General features: G+C 31.5%; 18 protein-coding genes. 11 read left to right on the top strand and 7 right to left on the bottom strand.

Annotation, left to right across the window (positions count from 1 at the left end):
• Positions 1-101 precede the first annotated feature (101 nt).
• Entirely contained in the window at positions 102-1,277 is a 1,176-nt protein-coding gene (locus JL193_RS03110) for a GlmU family protein (RefSeq protein ID WP_207972439.1), read from the bottom strand.
• Between the two features lie 201 nt (positions 1,278-1,478).
• Here JL193_RS03110 and JL193_RS03115 point away from each other — a divergent pair, with 201 nt between their 5' ends.
• From JL193_RS03115 to JL193_RS03140, 6 genes are all read left to right on the top strand, one after another.
• Positions 1,479-1,847, top strand: a complete 369-nt coding sequence (locus JL193_RS03115; RefSeq protein ID WP_207972440.1) for a 6-phosphogluconate dehydrogenase — start codon at positions 1,479-1,481, stop codon at positions 1,845-1,847.
• A gap of 3 nt (positions 1,848-1,850) precedes the next feature.
• The gene (locus JL193_RS03120; RefSeq protein ID WP_207972441.1) at positions 1,851-2,399 is read left to right on the top strand and encodes an acyl-CoA thioesterase; all 549 of its coding nucleotides are present in this window, start codon (positions 1,851-1,853) and stop codon (positions 2,397-2,399) included.
• 272 nt (positions 2,400-2,671) lie between these two features.
• On the top strand, positions 2,672-3,022 hold the full coding sequence (locus JL193_RS03125; protein ID WP_243456819.1) for a helix-turn-helix domain-containing protein: 351 nt from the start codon (positions 2,672-2,674) through the stop codon (positions 3,020-3,022).
• Complete coding sequence (locus JL193_RS03130) at positions 3,019-4,017, top strand: DNA cytosine methyltransferase (protein ID WP_207972442.1); 999 nt, start codon at positions 3,019-3,021, stop codon at positions 4,015-4,017. The genes JL193_RS03125 and JL193_RS03130 overlap by 4 nt, the downstream gene beginning before the upstream one ends.
• The gene (locus tag JL193_RS03135) at positions 4,010-5,059 is read left to right on the top strand and encodes a DNA adenine methylase (protein WP_207972443.1); all 1,050 of its coding nucleotides are present in this window, start codon (positions 4,010-4,012) and stop codon (positions 5,057-5,059) included. The genes JL193_RS03130 and JL193_RS03135 overlap by 8 nt, the downstream gene beginning before the upstream one ends.
• Positions 5,007-6,128, top strand: coding sequence for an HNH endonuclease (locus JL193_RS03140; protein ID WP_207972444.1), 1,122 nt, complete (start codon positions 5,007-5,009; stop codon positions 6,126-6,128). Before JL193_RS03135 ends, JL193_RS03140 begins: the two co-directional genes overlap by 53 nt.
• Before the next feature lie 167 nt (positions 6,129-6,295).
• Here JL193_RS03140 and carB read toward each other — a convergent pair whose 3' ends face one another.
• Entirely contained in the window at positions 6,296-9,151 is a 2,856-nt protein-coding gene (gene carB, locus JL193_RS03145; protein ID WP_207972445.1) for a carbamoyl-phosphate synthase large subunit, read from the bottom strand.
• 111 nt (positions 9,152-9,262) lie between these two features.
• Positions 9,263-9,424 (bottom strand): 50S ribosomal protein L34, encoded by a 162-nt coding sequence (gene rpmH, locus JL193_RS03150; RefSeq protein WP_088352940.1) that lies wholly within the window; start codon positions 9,422-9,424, stop codon positions 9,263-9,265.
• Between the two features lie 226 nt (positions 9,425-9,650).
• Between rpmH and pyrG the strand changes: the two genes are divergently transcribed.
• From pyrG to JL193_RS03165, 3 genes are all read left to right on the top strand, one after another.
• On the top strand, positions 9,651-11,264 hold the full coding sequence (gene pyrG, locus JL193_RS03155; RefSeq protein ID WP_207972446.1) for a CTP synthase: 1,614 nt from the start codon (positions 9,651-9,653) through the stop codon (positions 11,262-11,264).
• 204 nt (positions 11,265-11,468) lie between these two features.
• A complete protein-coding gene (yidC, locus tag JL193_RS03160) occupies positions 11,469-13,364 on the top strand; it encodes a membrane protein insertase YidC (RefSeq protein WP_207972447.1) in 1,896 nt (631 codons plus the stop codon).
• Between the two features lie 138 nt (positions 13,365-13,502).
• Positions 13,503-18,788 (top strand): DUF8693 domain-containing protein, encoded by a 5,286-nt coding sequence (locus JL193_RS03165; RefSeq protein WP_207972448.1) that lies wholly within the window; start codon positions 13,503-13,505, stop codon positions 18,786-18,788.
• Positions 18,789-18,990: 202 nt separating this feature from the next.
• Here the strand turns inward: JL193_RS03165 and JL193_RS03170 are convergent, their stop codons facing one another.
• Positions 18,991-20,124 carry a cysteine desulfurase family protein gene (locus JL193_RS03170; RefSeq protein ID WP_207972449.1) on the bottom strand — a complete coding sequence of 378 codons (1,134 nt, stop codon included), beginning with the start codon at positions 20,122-20,124 and terminating at the stop codon, positions 18,991-18,993.
• A gap of 23 nt (positions 20,125-20,147) precedes the next feature.
• A complete protein-coding gene (locus JL193_RS03175) occupies positions 20,148-20,696 on the bottom strand; it encodes a DUF8465 domain-containing protein (RefSeq protein WP_207972450.1) in 549 nt (182 codons plus the stop codon).
• 63 nt (positions 20,697-20,759) lie between these two features.
• Here JL193_RS03175 and JL193_RS03180 point away from each other — a divergent pair, with 63 nt between their 5' ends.
• Positions 20,760-21,392: a low molecular weight phosphatase family protein gene (locus JL193_RS03180; RefSeq protein ID WP_207972451.1), complete on the top strand. Its 633-nt coding sequence runs from the start codon at positions 20,760-20,762 to the stop codon at positions 21,390-21,392.
• Here JL193_RS03180 and ppk2 (JL193_RS03185) read toward each other — a convergent pair.
• Complete coding sequence (gene ppk2 / locus JL193_RS03185) at positions 21,389-22,174, bottom strand: polyphosphate kinase 2 (protein ID WP_207972452.1); 786 nt, start codon at positions 22,172-22,174, stop codon at positions 21,389-21,391. The genes JL193_RS03180 and ppk2 (JL193_RS03185) overlap by 4 nt on opposite strands.
• 5 nt (positions 22,175-22,179) lie before the next feature.
• Positions 22,180-23,037 carry a polyphosphate kinase 2 gene (ppk2, locus tag JL193_RS03190; protein WP_207972453.1) on the bottom strand — a complete coding sequence of 286 codons (858 nt, stop codon included), beginning with the start codon at positions 23,035-23,037 and terminating at the stop codon, positions 22,180-22,182.
• A gap of 105 nt (positions 23,038-23,142) precedes the next feature.
• Here ppk2 (JL193_RS03190) and JL193_RS03195 point away from each other — a divergent pair, with 105 nt between their 5' ends.
• Entirely contained in the window at positions 23,143-24,093 is a 951-nt protein-coding gene (locus tag JL193_RS03195) for a lipid A deacylase LpxR family protein (protein WP_207972454.1), read from the top strand.
• The last annotated feature ends 45 nt before the right edge of the window (positions 24,094-24,138 follow it).

The following is a 24,138-nucleotide window of genomic DNA, read 5'->3' on the forward strand; positions in this document are numbered from 1 at the left end:
GTGTTTTTATATTGATTTAAAAGCCTCTTTTTTTTAAAAAAGGAGGCTTCTTTATACAACATTTATTAATTTGAATTTACTATAAAAGTAAATAATGATTTTTAGTAATTTCTATATTCTTTCGTAATTTCAAAAACATGATCTAAAATTCGTTGATCTTTTTCATCAAAATCTAAATTTTTTCGTTTCATAACAGCAGCTGCAACCTCAGTTACTTTTTTCATTTGAAATGTGGTAAAACCTGCTGCTCCACCCCAACTAAAAGACGGTATAAAGTTTCTTGGAAACCCGCTTCCAAAAAGATTTGTACTTACACCAACAACAGTTCCTGTATTAAACATGGTATTTATACCGCATTTAGAATGATCTCCCATCATTAAACCACAAAATTGCAAACCTGTTTTAGCAAAACTACCCATTTCATATTTCCATAATCGTACTTCAGCATAATTATTTTTTAGGTTCGAGTTATTTGTATCTGCACCTAAATTACACCATTCTCCTAAAACAGAATTTCCTAAATAGCCATCATGTCCTTTACTTGTGTAGCCAAATAAAACAGAATTGTTTATTTCTCCACCTACTTTGCAATAAGGTCCAAGAGTGGTATCTCCATAAATTTTTGTACCCATTTTTACAACCGCGTTCTCACCCATCGAAAACGGCCCTCTGATTGCAGAATTTTCCATAATTAAAGCATCTTTACCAATGTAAATAGGGCCATTGGAAGCATTTAAAGAAGAGAATATAATTTGGGCACCTTCTTCAATAAAGATATTTTCTTTATTTATAACTTGAACTCCTTCTGGAATTGGTTGAGACGTTTTGCCTTTGGTTATTAATTCGAAATCTTCTTTAATAGCCTTTCCATTGAAAGAAAAAATATCCCAAGTCTCTTTAATTTGAAGCAATTCTTCTTCGAATTCGATTTGGGTATATGCATCGAAATTCACTTCTTCTTGAGCATCGGATGTGTAAAATGCGATTACATCTTCTCCTTTAAAAATGGCTTCGTTTTTACCTAAATTCTTTACTTTATCGACCAAAGAATTTGTTGGGCAAAAAGAAGAATTTATTAAAATATTCTCTTCCATTTCTACCATCGGAAACTTCTCCTCTAAATATTCTTCGGTAATTGTTGTAGTAGTTAACCCCAAATGCTTTTCCCATTTTTCTCGAATGGTTAAAATACCTATTCTAATATCTGCAACTGGTCTTGTAAACGTAAATGGCAACAACGAATTTCTAACATCGCTATCAAATAAAATATAATTCATTCTAAATTTTATTTTTTACAAATATATAGCAATGCTTGTAATAAGTGAAAAATATTATTACCAATATTTACGAAGTAATTTCGACTAAAAACAACAATTACCTTACAAACAACAATTTTTCTAACACAAAATGCACACTAAAAAATCTATAAATAGAAAAAGTTTAAAGTTTTACTTAAAATTATAATTGTATTTTTGAGTATGAAAAAAATTATAGGAATTTTAGTAACCGTTGTTGTTCTACTTACCTTATTATACTACGCTTTTATTTACAACATTACATTTAGTGAAGGTGTTCGTTCTGGCGAATTGATTAAAATTAGCAAAAAGGGCGTTTTGGTAAAAACTTGGGAAGGAGAAATAAGTCAAGGGATTTCTGGCGCACAAATTTTTGCTTTTTCTGTTGAAGATAAACACCAAAAAGTAATTGAAGATTTGCAAAAATACCAAGGTCGTTATGTAAAACTTAGCTATATAGAAAGATATGCTACATTTTTCTGGTTAGGCGATACCAAGTATTTTATTACAAAAGTAGAAGAAGATCAATCTCCACATTTTAGAAAAAATTAAACAATGAAAAAAAAATTTAAACACATTAAAGAATCTCAATTAACCATTACAGAGTTAATGTTGCCATCGCATTCTAACTTTAGTGGAAAAATTCATGGCGGACACATTTTAAACCTTATGGATCAAATTGCGTTTGCATGCGCTTCTAAACATTCCGAAAATTATTGTGTAACGGCTTCTGTAAACAAAGTAGATTTTTTAAATCCGATTGAAGTAGGCGAATTAGTAACCCTAAAAGCTTCTATAAATTATACAGGAAGAACCTCTATGGTTGTAGGTTTGCGTGTAGAATCGGAAAACATTAGAACGGGAGAAAAAAAACATTGTAATTCTTCTTATTTTACCATGGTTGCCAAAAACGAAGCTGGAAAAAGTACTCCAATTCCAGGAATTATTTTAACTACTAAAGACGAAATAAGACGTTTTGCTAGATCGATTACAAGACAAAATGAAGGCAGACACAGAACCTCACGTTTTAGTAGTAAAGTTTTTAAAACAGACGATTATATGCATTTATTAGAAGAAAGCAATTCTAAAATTGAAATAAAATAAAAGGTTTTTCCTTTCTATTTCATTGTAAAAAGAAATCGTAACCATTTTTTTTAAAAGTAAAATTTCAGACTCTTCATGTTTTTAAACTTGAAGAGTTTTTTTTAAGGCTCGATGAAATAACAACTGTTAATCCTTCTCTGAAAAGCCAACCACACGTTAAAGCATGTTTCATTTTGTTGTTACCTTACAAAATAAAAAGGGCTTTCACTTCCCCAGCCCAACCTAAAAAACTTTTAACAACTTGATATAAAATTCGCAAATTATTTTTACATTTGCTAAAAATAGATCAAATCAATAAAATGGCAAGTTTCGGAAATTTTATAAAGACAGAAAGAGAAAAACGAGAATGGACTCAAACTGAATTCGGTGCAAAAATAGGAATCAATACAAGTGCAATCAGTCGAATAGAAAACGGAAGTCAAAAATTTAGTAAATCTAAACTAAAAGAACTTTCAGAATTATTTGAAATTCAATTACAGCAAGTAACTGATTTGTTTTTTGCAGATAAATTTGCTAGAGAAGCATTTAAATACAAATGTTCGGAATCGGTATTTTCTGTTGCAGAAGACACTGTAAATTATTATCGCAACACAAATGTGAAACAGGGAAAACTAGAGCTATGAACAGAACTTTAAAATATATTGACCTGTTCTCTGGTGCTGGCGGTTTTTCACTTGGATTTGATAATAAAGGTTTTCAAAATGTCTTTTCGGTAGATATTGAACCTAGTTTTTGTGAGACATATAACCATAATTTTCCTAGTCATAATTTAATTCAAAAGGATATTTGTGACGTTACAGATGCCGAATTGAAATACTTAAAAGAATATGATGAAATTGATGTTGTTATAGGTGGGCCACCTTGCCAAGGATTTAGTATCGCTGGAAATATTGGGCGACAATTTATTGAAGACCCAAGAAACAGATTGTTCAAAGAATTTGTTAGAGTGGTTAAAGTGGTGGAGCCTACATACTTTGTTATGGAAAATGTTGCTCGATTATACAACCATAATAAAGGAAATACTAGAGGAGAAATTATAAATGATTTTGAAAATCTAGGTTATAAAGTTGAATGTAAAATTCTAAATTCCGCAGACTACGGAGTTCCTCAAGTGAGAAAACGTGTGATTTTCATTGGAACCAAAAACAATCAAGAAATCCTTTTTCCTAAAAAGCAAGTTGATAAATATGTAACTGTAAAAGAGGCTTTATCTTCCTATCCAAAATTAAAATCTGGTCAAGAATCAAAAATTCCAAATCATATCGCAATGTCTCATTCAGAACAAATGTTGCATAAAATGAGCTTTGTTTCAGATGGTGGAGATAGAAATGAAATCCCTGAACCAATTAGACCAAAATCAGGTGATGTTAGAAAATATATAAAATATTCAAGCGACAAACCTTCTGTAACCGTTACAGGAGATATGAGAAAAATATTTCATTATGAACAAAACAGAGCATTAACTGTGCGTGAATTGGCAAAACTGCAATCTTTTCCAGATGATTTTGAATTTAAAGGCACAAAAATTTCTCAACAACAACAAGTAGGAAATTCTGTTCCACCAAAAATGGCAGAAGCTATCGCAAGTGTAATTATTAAAATGAGTAAAAATGTTTAAATATCCTAAAGTTAATTACATAGGCAATAAAGAAAAGATTGCAAAGTGGATATGCGACCAATTTCCAAAGGATGCAAAAACACTTTTTGACGCTTTTTCTGGCGGTTGTTCATTAAGCTATGAAGCAAAATGCAGAGGTTTAGAAATTTATACAAATGATATTTTAAAAATTAATTATCATATTGCCAACGCATTGGTTAAAAATAATGATATTCTACTTGACCAAAACGATATAGAAATAATTTTTAAAGGAAAGCCATTTGAAGGTTTTATGTTTAAAAACTATTCAGAAGTCTTTTTTTTTCCACAAGAATGCAAAGAACTTGATTTGTATAGGCAAAACATCGAATTATTAGATTCAGAAGAAAAAAAATCTTTGGCATTTGCTTTAATACGGAGAGCAATGATTCGTAAAATGCCTTATTCTAGGTTTACATTAAATTGGGATAAAATAGTCCAATTAAGAGACGAGGAATATAGCTACAAAAAATACAAACGAAGAAGAGCATATCACAACCAATCATTCAAACACCATTTTCTTCAAAATTTAAATGAGTACAACCAAGCTGTATTTAATAACAACAAAAATAATATTGCTTACAACGATGATATATTTAATTTGTTAGAAACCGTAAAAGCAGACATTATTTATTTAGACCCACCTTATACAGGAACAATGAATAATTATTTTGGTTTTTATGGTTTAGTTGATGATTTTATAACATCAGAAGTAACAAAACCATTTGAAAACAATTTTGTAAACAAAAATACTGCTGTGGAACTATTTGACAAATTATTTTCTAAACTTAATAATTTTAAATATTGGTATTTGAGTTACAACAATTCTTCTTTTCCGAGCAAGGATGAACTGCTTTATTTGTTGGGTAAATATTCTAATAATGTGGAAGTAATTGAACGAAAACACAACTATCAAATTACTGGAAAAAACAAAAAGGAAAAGAATAAAGAATTTTTATTCATTGTAAAAAATGAAAATTATAAAGAAACTATTAAAGAAAATTATGCCACAGCAGAACTATGAAGAATATTGGAAATTAACCAATGCTTTTACAAAATATAATCTAAATGGTAAGTTTTTTAAAACTTTAAAAATATGTGTTGATTTCATTGATGAAAATTCAAATGAGGTATATAGCAATAAAAAATATAAACGACTTCAAGACGAAATTTATAAAGTTTTACCTAAAAATTATCTTTCAATACGTAAGTCAATAAACCAAATGGTAAAAATGGGTTTCATTAAACCTTACCTTGTTGATTATGATGATTTGGCTAAAGATTATTTAAACTGTAGAACTGAGAAAAAAGCGAAAACAATTTTATCTAAAGTTGTGTATAAGAACTTTAGTGCTAATCGAGCTGTAAATAGTGAAAATCAAATAAATCATTTAAGTTTTTTAATTCAAACTTTAATCGAATTTGGAAACTTATCTAAAGAACAAGTTATTGGGTTAATGCTTGTGGATGTTAAAAATTATAACAGTGATTACATTACTGAAGAAGATGTTAAATACTTCCAAAATAAGGCTATTAAAGTTGATGATTCTGGGACTTCTTTCGTTGAAAGAAAACACAATCAAATAGACCACTTCTGGAATTTACTCGGGAAATTAGATGATTTAGTTATAATTAATTCAACACTATATTTCGTTGAAGATGCACAAAGAATATTTGGAGAAGATTTAAAAGCAATTACAAAAAGAAGAGACCCATATTTACATAGATTATATAAAAATCAATTACAAGAGGAATGTGAAGAAATCTATGGAAATCCTATGTGTGTTTTAGAACATCTTTCTTATCCTGTTTTAATTGCTAGTCATATTAAACCTTTTATTTACTCTGATGAAAATGAAGCTTACGACCCCAACAACGGATTGTTATTAAGCAGAACCATAGATTCTTTATTTGACTTAAAATACATATCGTTTACAGATGATGGAACAATGATTTTTTCAAATAGAATATCAAATGATGTAAAAGAATTCTGGAAAAATTATAAACTTGAAGAAAATATATTAACCGAAAAGAGAAAAGAATATTTGGCTTATCATAGAAACCTAATGACAAAAATTGATGCCCGAGCTTAAAACCATACACATTTACAATTCGCTACATCCAACACACAAGCCAAAGCAAAAGAGTATGTCTAGCCATCATTGAATGACAATTTTGACTATAAAAAACGGTACTAAACCAAAAAGCATCTAATTCTAAATTTAAAACTAGATGCTTTTCAATATAAATTAAATCTTACTTATTTATTCAAGTACATTTTTCGTCTCGAATACAAATCGTAAAACTCATCGTCTTTTAAACTGTCGATAAATAAGATACTTTCTCCTGTCGATTTCATTTCTGGTCCTAGTTTCTTATTTACATTCGGGAACTTGTTAAAAGAAAAAACAGGTTGTTTAATTGCATAACCATCTAATTTTGGATTGAATTTAAAGTCTGTAACTTTATGATGCCCCAACATTACTTTGGTTGCATAATTTACATACGGTTCTTTGTATGCTTTTGCAATAAAAGGAACCGTTCTAGAAGCTCTTGGGTTTGCTTCAATAATATAAACGATATCGTCTTTAATAGCAAACTGAACGTTTATTAAACCAACCGTTTTTAATTCTCTTGCAATGGTATGTGTATGATCTTTAATTTGTTGCAATACCAAATCTCCTAAATTAAAAGCAGGTAAGGTTGCATTAGAATCTCCTGAGTGTATTCCACAAGGTTCTATATGTTCCATAATACCAATAATATATACATTTCCATCTGCATCGCAAATGGCATCTGCTTCTGCTTCAATAGCACCATCTAAATAATGATCTAGCAACAATTTATTATTTGGTATTTTACGCAATAAATCAACTACATGCTCAACCAATTCTTCTTTATTAATTACGATTTTCATTCCTTGGCCTCCTAAAACGTAAGAAGGTCTTACCAAAATCGGGAAATCTAATTCATCTGCTAAAGCCAAAGCTTCATCTGCAGTTTCTGCGACACCAAATTCTGGATAAGGAATGTTGTTTTCTTTTAACAATGTAGAGAATCTTCCTCTATCTTCAGCAATATCTAAAGCTTCAAAAGAAGTTCCAATAATTTTAATGCCGTATTTGGTTAATTTTTCTGCCAATTTTAAAGCAGTTTGCCCACCCAATTGCACAATAACACCTTCTGGTTTTTCGTGACGAATAATGTCGTAAATATGTTCCCAGAAAACAGGTTCGAAATATAATTTATCGGCAGTATCGAAATCTGTAGAAACCGTTTCTGGGTTACAGTTAATCATTATGGTTTCGTAACCACATTCTGCAGCTGCTAAAACTCCATGTACACAACAATAATCGAACTCAATTCCTTGCCCTATTCTGTTGGGACCAGAGCCTAAAACAATAATTTTCTTTCTATCTGTAACAATACTTTCGTTTGCAATGGTAATTTCGCCATCTGCAGTTTCAATTTCATTTTCGAAAGTTGAATAATAATAAGGTGTTTTTGCTTTAAATTCTGCGGCACAGGTATCTACCAATTTAAATACACGCTGTACTTTTAATTCTTCTCTTTTTGTATATACTTCACTTTCTAAACAATCTAACATGTGTGCGATTTGCCTGTCTCCATACCCTTTTTGCTTTGCTTCTAGCAATAAATCTCTTTGAATCGTGTCTATTGTATAGGTAGAAATTTCTTTTTCTAATTGAAATAATTCTTCATATTGTTTTAAATACCACATATCTATTTTTGTGATATCGTAAATTTTGCTTAGTGGAATTCCCATCGCGATTGCATCGTAAATTGCAAAAACACGGTCCCAACTTGCGTTGGTTAATTTTTCTATAATTTGGTTGTAATCTTTGTAGCCTTTTCCATCTGCACCCAAACCATTTCTCTTAATTTCTAAAGACTGTGTTGCTTTGTGCAATGCTTCTTGGAACGAACGCCCAATTCCCATTACTTCTCCAACCGCTTTCATTTGTAAACCCAATGTTCTGTCAGAACCTTCGAATTTATCAAAATTCCAACGTGGTATTTTTACAATTACATAGTCTAGTGTTGGTTCAAATAAAGCAGATGTCGATTTTGTAATTCCATTTTCTAATTCATCTAATGTATAACCAATGGCTAATTTTGTGGCAACTTTTGCAATAGGATAGCCTGTTGCTTTAGAAGCCAATGCAGATGAACGAGAAACCCGAGGATTGATTTCAATGGCAATAATATCTTCTTTTTCGTCTGGTGAAACTGCAAATTGCACGTTACAGCCTCCTTCAAAATCGCCAATAGATCGCATCATATGAATTGCCATATCACGCATTTTTTGATACGTTTTGTCAGACAGTGTCATTGCTGGGGCAACTGTAATGGAATCGCCTGTATGAATACCCATTGGATCCATATTTTCGATAGAACAAATAATTACTACATTGTCGTTTTTATCTCGTAACAATTCCAGTTCGTATTCTTTCCAGCCCATCATGGCTTTGTCAATCATTACTTCGTGAATTGGAGAAGCTTCTAACCCACGACTTAACAATTCGTCGAAATCTTCTGGTTTATAAACAATAGAAGCTCCAGCGCCCCCTAAAGTATAAGAAGAACGAATTACTAATGGAAAACCAAACTCTTGTGCAATTTCTTTACCTTTTAAGAATGAAGTTGCTGTTGCTTGTGGTGCCATTGGCACTCCAATTTTTAACATTAGTTCTCTAAACTGCTCTCTATCTTCTGTAATGTTTATGGCGTCTATATCTACTCCAATTAATTTTACATCAAAATCTTTCCAAATTCCTTTATCATCTGCTTCGATACAAAGGTTTAATGCGGTTTGCCCACCCATTGTTGGTAAAACAGCATCGATTTGTGGATGTTCTTTTAAAATTTGAATGATAGATTTTGTGGTTAAAGGCAACAAATACACATGATCTGCCATAGAAGGGTCTGTCATAATTGTTGCAGGATTCGAGTTTATTAAAATTGTTTCTACTCCATCTTCTCTTAAAGATCTTAGAGATTGCGAACCAGAATAATCGAATTCACATGCTTGCCCAATGACAATTGGTCCAGATCCAATAATTAAAATTGATTTGAGGTCTTTTCTTTTTGGCATGTTAAGTTACTGTGTTTAATGAGTTTGTAAAAATAGTTAGCTGTTAGGTATAAAAAAAGGTGTTACTAAAAATAGTAACACCTTAATTATTAACAATTGTTAATCATTATATTATCTTTTATGTCTTGTTTCTGAAGACACAGAAATTTTCTTTCTTCCTTTTGCTCTTCTACGAGCTAATACTTTTCTTCCATTGGCAGAAGCCATTCTTTCTCTGAAACCGTGTTTGTTTCTTCTCTTTCTTTTCGATGGCTGATAAGTTCTTTTCGGCATTATATGTATTTTTAAATGACTTCTTTAATATTTTTTTACTCGATGAATTTTACCTCATTTAAAGCGTGGGCAAATATACAACTGTTTTTATTTTTGACAAACACTATTTGAAAAAAAATTGAAATATTTTTTTGTGACAAAAAACTACAATTTTTAAAAATGTTTTCATCTTTTTTATTTGACAGAATTTTTAGAGTTAGTACTTTTGCGCAAACCTAAGACTACCATGAGTAATACTAAATACGTTTTTGTAACAGGAGGCGTAACTTCATCACTTGGAAAAGGAATTATTGCTGCATCTTTAGCCAAATTATTGCAAGAAAGAGGCTTTTCTGTAACCATTCAAAAATTAGACCCATATATTAATATAGACCCAGGAACATTAAATCCGTACGAACATGGCGAATGTTATGTAACTGACGATGGTGCAGAAACCGATTTAGACCTGGGGCATTACGAACGTTATTTAAACATACCTACTTCGCAAGCGAACAACGTTACTACAGGTAGAATTTATCAATCTGTAATTAATAAAGAGCGTAAAGGAGAATTTTTAGGAAAAACAGTACAAGTAATTCCTCATATTACGGATGAGATAAAGCGTAGAATTCAACTTTTAGGTGAAACTGGCGAATATGATATTGTAATTACAGAAATTGGTGGAACTGTTGGCGACATCGAATCTTTACCTTATGTAGAGTCTGTAAGGCAAATGTTGTGGGAAAAAGGAGAAGAAAATGCGATTGTAATTCATTTAACATTAGTCCCTTTTTTAGCAGCTGCTGGTGAATTAAAAACCAAACCTACACAACATTCTGTAAAAATGTTAATGCAAAGTGGTGTAAGTCCAGATATTTTAGTCTGTAGAACAGAATACGAAATTTCTGACGACATTAAGCGCAAATTGGCATTGTTTTGTAATGTAAAAAAAGAAGACGTAATACAATCTATAGATGCAGAAACCATTTACGATGTGCCTAATTTAATGCTAGAACAAAATTTAGATACGGTGGTTTTAAATAAATTAAAACTATCTTCTAAAGGCGAGCCAGAATTAAAAGTTTGGAACAACTTTTTAAGAAAACACAAAAACCCAAAACACGAAGTAGAAATTGCTTTAATTGGTAAGTATGTAGAGTTGCACGATTCTTACAAATCGATTACAGAAGCCTTTATTCATGCTGGTTCTTCTAACGAAACAAAAGTAAAAGTACGTTGGGTACATTCCGAAAGTTTAACGCCTAAAAATGCCGAAAAGAAATTGCTTGGTGTTAATGGAATATTGGTGGCTCCAGGTTTTGGAGACAGAGGTATTGAAGGTAAAATTAGAGCTGTAAAATATGCACGAGAAAACAACATTCCTTTCTTTGGAATTTGTTTAGGAATGCAAATGGCAGTAATCGAATTTGCTAGAAATGTTTTAAATTTAGAAGGAGCTTCTTCTTCGGAAATGAATAAAAGTGCCAAACATCCTGTAATTAACCTAATGGAAAGTCAAGAAAATGTAACAGAAAAAGGAGGCACCATGCGTTTGGGAGCTTGGGATTGTGAACTAAAAACAGATTCTAAAGTTTACAAAGCCTACAACGCTAAAAAAATTAGTGAACGCCACAGACACAGGTACGAGTTTAATAATGAATATTTAGAACAAATTGAAGTCGCTGGAATGAAAGCCGCTGGTACAAACCCAAAAACTGGTTTGGTAGAAGTTGTAGAAATACCAACACACCCTTGGTTTGTTGGGGTACAATATCATCCAGAATATAAAAGTACGGTGCTAAAACCACACCCTTTGTTTGTAGATTTTATTAAAGCTTCTTTAAAACACTCGAAACTATAGTTTGTCGGGTTGGGCGCAGTCGAAACCTAAACTTCTCGACTGCGCTCGAAAAGACATTCTAAAACGGAATACTATTTGAACTATTAAATGCATCAACAATAATCACAGCAAAATCAATTAAAAATAATACTGTTTTGCTACATTTGTCGCCTTTTACTTCAATAAGAAGTTTAAAAATGACAATTTGACATTTTAAAATAACACATGGAACAAAAAAAATTCGACTTCAATTCTTTTATTGGAATGATTTTATTAGGAGGCATTATTCTTTGGTGGATGAATGCCAATAAACCTGAACCAGAAACAATTACAAAGGCAAATACCACAAAGGTTGCAGACTCTACAAAAACAACAAATAACACAACTACAAATACAGTTGTTAACGAAACAGCTTTCGAAAATGATTCTATTAAAAATTTAGCACTAAAAAATAAATTGGGGGCTTTTGCCCAAAGTGCCATTAGCGCCTCTGAAGGGGTTACTGTTTTAGAAAATGAAGTCGTTAAATTAACAATAGATAATAAAGGAGGACAAATAAAAGAAGCCTTAGTTAAAAATTTTAAAACCTACGATTCTCTTCCTTTGTATATGATTAAAGACAATAATGCGTCTTTTAATATTAATTTTGGAACCATAGACAATAGAATTTTAAACACGAAAGATTTATTTTTTGAGCCAACTGTTACTAAAAACGGAGCAAACCAAGTGGTTTCTTTAAAATTAAAAGTTTCTGAAACTCAGTTTTTAGAATACAGGTACGAAATGAAACCGAAAGATTATTTGGTAAACTTTTCCATTCGTTCTCAAGGTTTAGCAAATGTAATTAATGCTTCGAATCCTATTCATTTAGATTGGACTTTAGACGGTTATCGCCACGAAAAAAGTTTAAAAACAGAGAATACCATGTATTCTTACTACTACTACAAAGCAGAAGACGAAGTTGATTATATTAACGCAGGAAAATCGGAAATTGTAAACGACTTAAACTGGGTAGCTTACAAACAACATTTTTTTGCTTCGAGTTTACTTTCAGATAAACCTTTTAACAACGCAACAATTACTTCTACAGATTTAGTTAAAAATGAAGAAATCGATACCGTTTTTACAAAAAGATTCGAACTAAAAACACCTTTAGAATTATCTAATGGAGAATTAAATTATAATATGAAATGGTTTTACGGACCTAATGATTATAATTTATTTAAAACAAAACCATTCGAAGGAACAGATTTGGCAGAGTCTGCAGATTTAGGTTGGGGAATTTTCGGTTTTTTAAACAGAACCGTTTTTTATCCTGTATTTAATTTCTTAGAAAGTTTTTTATCGAACTACGGATTAATTATTATTTTAATGACCATTGTGGTACGTATATTAATGTCTCCATTAGTTTATAAATCTTATTTATCGAGTGCTAAAATGAAGGTAATTCGCCCAGAATTAACAGCATTAAACGAAAAATATCCTGGGAAAGAAAATGCCATGAAGCGCCAGCAAGAAACCATGGCCATTCAGCGAAAAGCAGGTGTTAGCATGATGTCTGGTTGTATTCCTGCATTATTACAAATGCCAGTATTCTTTGCATTGTTTAAGTTTTTTCCAACAAATATTGCCTTAAGGCAAAAAAGTTTTTTATGGGCAAACGATTTATCTTCTTACGATACTATTTTTAAATTGCCATTTAAAATTCCTTTTTACGGAGATCACGTAAGTTTATTTCCAATTTTGGCATCTGTTGCTATTTTCTTTTATATGAAAATGAATCAAAGCCAGCAAGCAAACATGCAAGCACCACCTCAAGAAGGAATGCCAGACATGAGCAAAATGATGAAGTATATGATTTACTTCTCTCCTATTATGATGTTGTTTTTCTTTAACAATTACGCAAGTTCTTTAAGTTTGTATTATTTTGTATCAAACCTATTAACAATTGCAATTATGCTGGTAATTAAGAATTTTGTGATTGATGAAGATAAAATTCACGCACAAATCGAAGAAAACAAAAAGCGCCCAGAAAAGAAAAAAAGCAAGTTTCGTCAGAGAATAGACGAAGCCATGAAACAAGCGCAAGAACAACAAGCACAACAAAAAAGAAGAAAGTAATTTTTTAATAAAAAAAGTCCAAATCTAAAAAATTTGGACTTTTTTATGCTTAAATGTTATTGTATCAAAAAAAAATAATATATTAGTATCGATTATTAGATTTAAAAATCTTGTAGTAACCCCTAAAACAATTACTTTATGTCCCCTAAACCTAAAAGTAAATGGTATTTCGTACCATTTATACCGCTATTTATTAGTTTAAATAGTTACGCTCAAACATGTACAAATTACACAGAAACTCCAGGAACCGCAATTTCTACAATTGGTAATGTTATCTATAACACAACCATAAATGTTCCTGATAACTTTTCTATTTCCGATGTAAATGTTTCTTTAGACATTAGTCATACTTGGAATTCAGATTTAAATATTTATTTAATTTCACCAGCAAATACGAGAGTAGAATTAAGTACTGGAAATGGTGGAAATGGAGACAATTATTCCAATGTTACTTTCGATGATGCTTCTGGCAATGTATTACCAACTGGAAACTCAGGTATATCAGGCACTTATAATCCAGAAGGACTCTTATCAGATTTTAATGGAGAAAATGCGAATGGAGATTGGGTTTTAGAAGTTACAGATACAGCTGATGGAGATGGAGGAACGATAAATTCCATTACCCTTAATATCTGCAATTCTAATTTTTCTGAAGATTTTGAAACTGGTAACACTTGGTCCACAACAGGAACAACTGCAACAACAGGTACGTTCGTAAATATAGATCCAGAAGAAACTGATTATCAATTAGAAAATGATCATTCAAACCCGGGTACAAATGCTCTAATCACAGCTTCGAATCCATCTAATGGAATTGGAGCAGACGATGTAGATGGTGGTACTGTTTTTGCAACTTCACCAACCTATAGCATTACCAACGAATCTAATTTTTCTATCTGGTATTTCTTTGGTCAAAGAGATACTGGAGATGATCCTGGAGATTTTTTTAGATTAGAAGTTTCCTTTGATAATGGAGTTAATTGGACAGATTTAGTATTTATAGGAGATGTTCAAAACAATCCTGTTTGGACAGAAGCTACAACTACAATTCCTGCTGGTTCTAATTTTATTGTAAGAGTTAGTGCTGCAGACGGAACTACAGATGGAGATATTATTGAAGCTGGTATAGACGATTTAACCATCGTAGAAAACACTACACCTAGAATACCAATTACAATAACAGCAGAAGCTAAAACGAAAGAAGAAGGAGATGCAGACCCAACTTTAACATACAATATTACCTCTGGTAGTTTAGACAGTGGAGATACTTTAATAGGCAATTTATCAAGAGGTGCAGGCGAAAATATTGGTGCTTATAATATCAACCAAGGTACATTAACAAATGCAAACAACCCTAAATACAACATCACTTTTGTTTCTGCTACATTTACAATTACAGCAAAAGATACAGATGGAGATGGCTATGCAGATCATATAGATATTGATGATGATAATGATGGAATAAAAGATGAAGACGAAAGCTGTATCACTCAAGGAGCAGCAAACCCTGAAACTGATAGCATAACATATGAAGATGGAAGCTTTAAAATATATGCTATTGGAGACAATAAAAATAGTGGTTTAGGTTTTAAAGAATCTGGGTTTGAAAAGGCATCTTTTTCCAAAGGTCTCACACTAAATCGATTAAATGGAGCTAACGATTTTACTGGTTTACCAACTTCCACTGGAGATGAAAATAATGGAACAGCTGAAAATTTTACAGCCTTTTGGGCAAACGGAACTGTAACATACAAAACAACAGCAAATAACCCAACAGAAAGAAGAAATCAATTTACTGAAGCTAATTTTAACTCACAAAAATCTGGAACAACTGGAGATGCAATTCGTATTAAACCATCAATAAATTTAAGCACAGGAGAAGTCTATACCATTACAATAAACTTAACAAACCCTGTACATGCCTTTAATTTCGATTTAAATGACATTTTAGATTCTAACCTAACACCAGGTGTTCTGCTTACTTACGAAGTTTTAGTAGATGATAAAAGAATTCTTTTTTTTAATAGCGAAATGTTAGGAAATGATGCAGAAGGTATCGTAGAGGTCTTCGATGATAATGGCGCTACTAAAGGAAATATGAATGTAGGTGACGCTATAGAAACATCAATAGGATTTCTATCAGAGACCAAAGTATCTAAAATAGAAATAGTCCATAAGGTTACAGGAACTCTTACAGGAAATACAATAGATTTACATGGACTGGATAATTTTGTCTGGAGCACAGAAAATTTTTCTTGCTTTGCTGATAATATAGATTTCGATGGAGATGGAATAACAAATGATAAAGATTTAGATTCAGATAACGATGGCATTCCAGATAATATAGAAGCACAAACAACTATCGATTATATCGCACCAAACTATATTTATACTGCAAATGGCCTAGATACAGCTTACGGAACGGGTTTAAAAGCACAAAATACAGATGGCACTGGAAATGCAGATTATGTAGATTTAGACTCAGATAACGATGGTATTTTTGATATAAACGAGATCGGTTTGGCTGCAAAAGATACAAATAACGATGGCAAAACAAATGGAACTGTTGGTAAAAATGGTTTAGATAACAGTTTATACGTTGCAGACGATTTTAATGATGTAAATGCAAACATTAACAATCCAATTCTTTTACCAGATGCAGACAATGATGTTTTAACCATTGGAGATGTAGATTATAGAGATGCACATGGTTCTGGAATTCCTATGATTACCCAAATATTTAACGATGGTACAAGTAGAGTTATCGAAATTACCAATGTTCATGCAACAAATTCAATTTTAGCAAATACAATAAAGCTAGATCTCTTTAGAAACAAAACTGGCGACCAAACTGGTATTGCACCAGATGTTACATACACAATTCCTACTGAAATAGCCCCAGGAGCATCTATTTTAATTACAAATTCGGCTTCCGTATTTTCTGGAACTGTAAACAACGATATTACAGATTTAATAGGAGCAAACGACATTTTATTGTTTTCGCATCCAAAAGGAATTTCATCTGGGTTAAACGATTGGAAAAACAGGTACGAAACCACCACTAATTTTGCAGATAATACAGTATATGTAAGAAGCGATGAAGCAACATCTAATAATAAAACCTTTACAGAAAGCGAGTGGATTCCCTTCGTAGAAGACGATTTAAACCCATACAGAGATATTGATAATGGCGGACCAGAAAGACATCCACACGCACCAATTATTTCGGAAATAACCAGTGCAGTTGCCACATCTAATTTAAGTTTAGGAACTCATAAAGTAAACCCTACAGTTCGAGTTGGTAACGCTTGGTCTAATGGATTTCCAGATAAAACTAGACGTGTTGTTATAAATGAAGATTATTCGACCTCTACAGCTTTAACTGCAAGAAAACTTACCATAAATGCCGACCGAAAATTAACAATTACAAATAATCTATTGGTTGTAACAGAAGATATTGAGTTTGGTGCAACTTCTAGTGAATTAAGGCTTGCAGGAAATTCTCAGCTCATTCAAATACACGAAAACAGCAGTCAAATTACTGGTAGTGGAAAACTATTTATAGACCAAAATTCTACCATTGCAAGCAAATACAGGTACAATTATATGAGCTCTCCTGTTGGAGGAACATCTTACACCTTGGTCGATGTTTTAAAAGATGGCACAACACCAACTTCTGCAACTTCTTCTGCAATAGATATCGATTTTGTAAGCGGTTTTGATGGAGATACAGGTACTCCAATAAAAATTGCAGATTACTGGATTTACACTTACGCAAGTGCAAACGGAAATAGATCGAACTGGAATCAAAAGAAAAGTACAGGAAGCATTCCAGTAACAGATGGTTTTACCATAAAAGGTACTGGTGCTGCACAAAACTATACTTTTGTTGGCACACCAAATGATGGTGATTTAAATACAGCTATAGGCGGAAACGAGTCTTATTTAGTAGGTAATCCATACCCATCTGCAATAAGTGTACAACGTTTTATCGAAGACAACGAAAACTCTATAGATGGCACTTTATATTTCTGGCAGCATGCAGGAGAAAGAGATACTTCTAGCTCTAACGAAGCTGGCCACTACTATACAGGTTATATTGGCGGGTATGCAACTCGTAATATTGCTATGGGAATTGCTGCAAATTCGGCTTCTTTTGCTGGTGCTTTCGATATTTCTTTGGAAGCAGAGAATGCATCACATAATGCAACTACTTCAACAGATACAGAAAATACAACAGTGGTTTTAGATGCCACTACAGAATATGTAGATTTTGGATTGATACCAAGAGGTGTTGAAAGTTTAAGACTAAACTACAAATCTCTAACACCTAAAAAAATAAAAGTTATTGTAAATGGCAATTCTATTGGAGTTTTCGACGTGCCAGTTTCTAATTCATATACAAATTACGAGATTCCTATTTGTATCGAAAGAAGCAACTCTGTAAAAATAGAATCTTTAGATCTTAATGTGTTTTATTTAAACAAAATAATACTTAAAGACGATGATGGCAAAATACCTTGCGCACCAAATGTAGGCTCTGGTTTTACATACACGACTCCTTTAGAGTACATTGCTGTGGGGCAAGGATTTTTTATTAGTGGAGATACAGATGGTGGGCCAATACAATTTAACAACAGCCAAAGAGAAAATATTGTAGAAGGTCCAAAATCTATCTTTTTTAAATCGAATGCAAAACATAAAAAAGAAACAACAAACAGAAGAAAAAAATTACCAATTATTAAATTAGGTATGAACTATACTGACCATTTAAACACAAAAATACATCGTCAAATTGGTATTTCTTTTAAAGGAAATAATAGTTTTAAGTTCGATAAAGGGTATGATAGTTATCTTTTTGATTTATCTGCTACAGATTTTTATTGGAAATTTTCGAATGAAGAGCCACCTTACGTAATTGCTGGCATAGAAAATATTTCGAAAGATTTAGAAGTGCCTTTAGAAATTGTAATCTCTAAAAAAGACGCTGTTAGCATCGAAATAGACGAGTGGAATCTCGAAAATACCTCGCTATTTTTGTTAGATAAATTAACAAATATTAGTTACGACTTAGCTAAAGGAAAAGTAGATTTAGAATTAGAAAAAGGAACCTATTCGAATCGTTTTTACATTACTTTTAAGAATTCGCAAACCTTAAGTAATGATGATGATCTTGCAGAGAGAAATGTTTCTGTTTTTTATTCGAAACCAAATCGTGAAATTCACGTAAATACAATCAATGGCACAACTGTACAAAAAGCATCTTTATATTCAATTTTAGGACAAGAAATAAACTCTTGGAAATTAAAAAACGAAGCTTTAGAGAAAACCATTCTTAAGGTAAACAACCTTTCGAAAGCCGTTTATATTTTAAAATTGAAAACAGACAAAGGAGAGGTTTCCAAAAAAATACTCATTAATTAATATTTATAATGCTTTCTTAAAGAAGTTGTCTCGAAAGTAAATTTAGCTGTCATTTTAAGCATTACTAAAATCAAAATATATTTTGATTGAAAGTAGCTAACGGAAGTTATCGAAAAACATAAAAACATTGAAATTCAATAAATAAGATTTCTCCATTACAGTTGAAATAACAAGTTTTAATACTTTTAAGACGACTTCTATTTTATAATAGTTCTTTTATTTTAGAAATCGTACTATCTAAATCTTCTCGGGTTGTAAATTTAGAGAACGAAAAACGGATGGAAGTTTTATCTTCTTCTCCATGAAAAAGGATTTCTGATAAAACATGAGACCCTTTATTGCTTCCACTTTGGCAAGCACTGCCTCCAGAAACTGCAATTCCAGCCAAATCTAAACGAAACAATAGCATGTTGTTTGTAACTGGAAAACGAACATTTAAAATGGTGTAACTGCTGTTGTCTAAATCTGAAGAAAGCCCGTTAAATCGAATATTTTCTGATACTTTTTTAAGTTCGGAAATAAAGTAAACTTTTAAACCTTCTATATAATTTTTATCTTTATTTAAAGAAGAAATAGCCATATCTAGTGCTTTTTCCATTCCTAAGATAGAGTGCACATTTTCGGTACTCGATCTTGCACCTCTTTCTTGATCTCCACCATGAAGCATTGGTAAAATGCCAAATCCTTTTTTAAAAAAAGCAAAACCAACCCCTTTGGGTCCATGAAATTTGTGCGCACTTGCAGCTAAAAAATCTAGGTTTATTTTTTGCAAATCTAAATGATAATGCCCCACTGCTTGCACAGCATCTGTATGAAATAATGCATTGTTGGTTTTACATAAACTACCAATTTCTTCAAGAGGAAGTATATTGCCAATCTCGTTATTTATTAGCATTAAACTAACCAATGTCTTTTCTTTAGAAGATTGTAAAATACCTTCTAAATGCGCTATTTCTATAGTTCCAAATTCGTTAACATTTACAAACTCTAGAGAAATGTTATGGGTTTTCTGTAAATATTTGCAAGTATGCAAAACTGCATGGTGTTCTATTTTAGAAGTTATGATACGACGCACGCCTAAATTTAAAACAGCGTTTTGTAAAATTAAATTGTCGGCTTCTGTGCCACTAGAAGTAAAAACAATTTCACTCGCAGTAACATTAAAGTGTTTGGCGATATTTTTTCGGGCGGTTTCTACTGCAGATTTTGCCTTTCTGCCAAACTGATGTGTAGAAGAAGGGTTTCCGAAATTTTCTACCATAGAATTTCGCATAACTTCTATGACTTCTTTGGCGATGGGTGTTGTTGCAGCATTGTCTAAATAGACTGTTTTCATCTTACAAAAATACGTTTTCTATTTTACTGATTTACATTTTGAAAAACATAAACTTCTGTCGCTCCTAAACCATATATTTTATAAGAAGCATCGTAATATTTTACTGGATATTTATTTAAAAGCGATTGCAATTCCGATTTTAAAACTCCTTCTCCAACTCCATGAATAAAAATAATTTTAGAAATTCGTTTTTTAATTGCGTATTCTATTTTTCGTTTTGCGGTATCTAATTGAAGATTTAGCATATCGTAATTATCTAAACCTTTGGTAGATTTAACAAGTTGATTTATATGCAAATCTACCTCCATAATTACTTCTTTTTTTTCTTTTTTAAACAGGTTTGTTTTCTTTTTTACTTCGGCTATTTTCTCTTGTAAAATAGGATGATTGATATCGGAAAACTTCGATAAATTGTATTGTTCTACATCGATTTTAACGAGTTCTTTTTCATCAAAATTAAAAACCATACCATCTTCTGTTTCTACAGAAATTGTATGTTTATTTATAGCAACCACTTTTCCTTTTAAAACATCGTCTAAAACAGCTACTTTATTTCCAATTTCTAAACACATTCTTAACTTTTTATTAAATTAAACCCGTTTAATAAGTTTTATTTTTGTTACAAAAATAATCATATGATAAGTACTTCTTCTGTTTCCGTAGAAAATTTCTTTAGAAATGCAGAAAAGAATGTGCATTTAACTGAAGATAGAAAAAATTTACTTTTTAAAATTTCGGAAGCAATTGCAAAAGAATACTTTAAAAGTGGTGTTGTAAACCTTAATTTTATCTGCACGCATAATTCAAGAAGAAGTCAGCTTGGGCAAGTTTGGGGTTTTTACGCTGCAGATTATTTTAAATTAAATGTTCAATCTTTTTCTGGTGGTACAGAGGTTACTGCTTTTCATAGAAATACTGTAAAAACATTACAAAAAGCGGGTTTCGATTTTCAAGTTTCCGATTTTTCACACCAAAATCCTAAATATTTAATTTCGTTTTCTGGCAATAGAAAAACCATTCTTGGGTTTTCTAAAAGATTCGATCATCCAGATAATAAAGAGCCTTTTATTGCCATTACAACCTGTAATAATGCTGATAAAAATTGCCCTTTTATACCTACTGCTATCGAAAGATTTCATTTGCCTTTTGTCGATCCAAAAGTTTCTGACAATACTTCAGAAAGAAGAGAAACTTACTTAAAAACGAATCGTAAAATTGCAGCAGAGATATACTTTATCTTTAGTAAAGTTAAAAAATTAATTTCTTAAACTTCTATATCTCTATCGTAAGGAATGCTTTTTAAAACGTGATTTATAACGTTTATTCTGGCTTCGGTTTTCCTATTTGCTCTTATAATTTTCCAAGGAGAGTTCTTTGTATTTGTTTTTTGAAACATTACATTTTTGTACTCTGTATATTGGTCCCATAAATCTTGTGCTCGCTCATCTAATTTTGTCATTTTCCATTGTTTTAATGGATTGCTTTTAATTTCTGCGAAGCGCTTGGCTTGTTCTTTTTTAGATATAGACATGTATATTTTTACCAAATGAATTCCAGATTCTAAAATCATTCTTTCGAAATCGTTTACCTGATTCATAAAAACATCATATTCTTTTTGGGTACAAAACCCATTAACTGGCTCTAAAACAGCTCTATTATACCAACTTCTATCAAAAAAAACAATTTCTCCTGCTTTTGGAAACTGTTCTACATATCTTTGAAAATACCATTGCGTTTTCTCGTCTTCTGTAGGTTTAGAAAGTGCTACAATTCGCATATGACGTGGGTTTATACGTTCTGTTAACCTTCTTATGGCCCCACCTTTTCCTGCTGCGTCTCTTCCTTGAAAAACAATAATTATACGTTCGTTGTTATGAATTGCCCATTTTTGCAAACGAATTAATTCTACTTGAAGTTTTTTTAATTTTTTTTGATAATTTACATAACGCAAACCTCTTTCTATATTTAAAGGCTCTTTAGACAAAAGTGCTAATAGCCCTTTTTTTGTGTTTAATTTATTTACTTGTTTTGTTGTTAGTTTGTTTCCCATTTTTTTTAATCTAAATTACTATTAGAACGATAGTACCTCATTACTACATTTGGGTCTGGCGTTATTACCGTTTTTGCATCTTTTTTTCCATCATAATCAAATTGAGAAATTACATGCCTAATGGCCTCTAATCTTGCCACTTTTTTATCGTTTGTTTTTACCATCATCCAAGGACTGTAAGATGTGTGGGTTTTAGAAAACATTTCTGCTTTGTAGTGTGTGTATTTGTCCCAAAGAATTTGTCCTTGTTTATCGACAGGACTAAATTTCCAACGTTTTAAAGGATTTTCTTTACGTTCTTCGAAACGTCTTAATTGCTCGTCTTTAGAAATTGATAACCAAAATTTAATAATAATTAAACCGTCTTCGTACATCATGTGTTCGAATTCTGGTACTTGTACTAGAAATTCTTTGTATTGTTGTTCTGTACAAAATCCCATAACAGGCTCTACAACAGCCCTATTATACCAACTTCTATCAAAAAAAACAATTTCACCTGGGTTGGGCAACTCTTTAATATATCTTTGAAAATACCACTGCCCTTTTTCTACTTCTGTGGGTTTATTTAAAGCGACTAACCTGCTAGATCTAGGGTTTAAATGCTCCATAAACCGTCTAATGTTTCCACCTTTTCCTGCAGCGTCTCTTCCTTCAAAAATAACAGCAACACGCTTGTTTTCTTTAGAAATCCACCTTTGTAATTTTACCAATTCTATTTGAAGTAGTCTAAGTTCTTGAGTATATGAAAGTGTTTTATTTACCTTATTATATAACTCGCTTTTATTTTTTATGAGTGTTAATAATTCTTTATTTGTATTAACGCTCTCAAAATCTTCTGATGTTAGTACTTGCTTCTTATTCATCTATCTTGTTTAATTGGTCTAAAAATAACTACTTTTTTTTATTTAGAGAGTTAAAAAAACATCAATTTACAGAAGTTTTAGAACATTCTTATATATTTGCGTTTTATGAAAAAAATTAGCTTCATTTTATTTGCTTTAGCAACTTTAACTATTTTTTCTCAACAGAAATTATCGAAAGAAATTAGTTTTATTACAGAAAACGATTTATACGTTTCTATAAACGACGATCGTTATTATACAAACGGAGCATTTTTATCTTATAGATACCTTTCTAAATACAAAAAAGAAAATTTAGAAAAACGAATTCTAGAATGGAGTGTTGGGCACGAAATGTATTCGCCTTACAGGTCAATTGCTGTTTTTAAAGAAGACCACGACAGGCCTTTTGCGGCTTATTTATATGGTGGTTTTGGTATTGATAGAATTTATAAAAACAACCAAACTTTTAAAACTTCTATTCAGTTAGGTATTATTGGTGCTTATGCTTATGGAAAAGAATTACAAAATTTTATCCATAACATTTATGGTTTTAAAGAAGCTGTGGGCTGGAAATATCAAGTAAAAAACGCTTTGGCATTAAATTTTAATGTTGAATTTAACAAACTGCTACTAAAAAATAATACGAATTATTTTGATGTTTCTTGGGTAAATTCTGCAAACGCAGGAACCGTTTTTACAAATATTTCTACTGGCTTTTATGGAAGAATTGGCTTTAAACCTTTACAAAACTTAGTAAATTCAATTGCTTTTAATTCTAATATCAATAATAACAATACCCGTTATTTTAGAGAGGTAGAATCTTTTATGTTTATAAAACCAACTTTAAGATATGCGCTTTACGATGCTACATTACAAGGAAGTTTTTTAAATAAAAAGAGTGAAGTTACCAACGAACTTGTGCCACTTGTTTTTAATTTAGAAATCGGATTAAAATTTACCGCAAACAGATTTCGTTTTGGATATACTTTTAATTACAACTCGAACAAATCGAAAAATTTACGATTTGATAACGGCCATAAATACGGCTCTATACAGATTGGATATTTGTTAAAATAAGAAATTGGAAGTTTAAAATAAAAAAAAACGCTGCGACTTCAAAAA

This window comes from Polaribacter batillariae, assembly GCF_017498485.1.
Classification (GTDB): Bacteria; Bacteroidota; Bacteroidia; order Flavobacteriales; family Flavobacteriaceae; genus Polaribacter; species Polaribacter batillariae.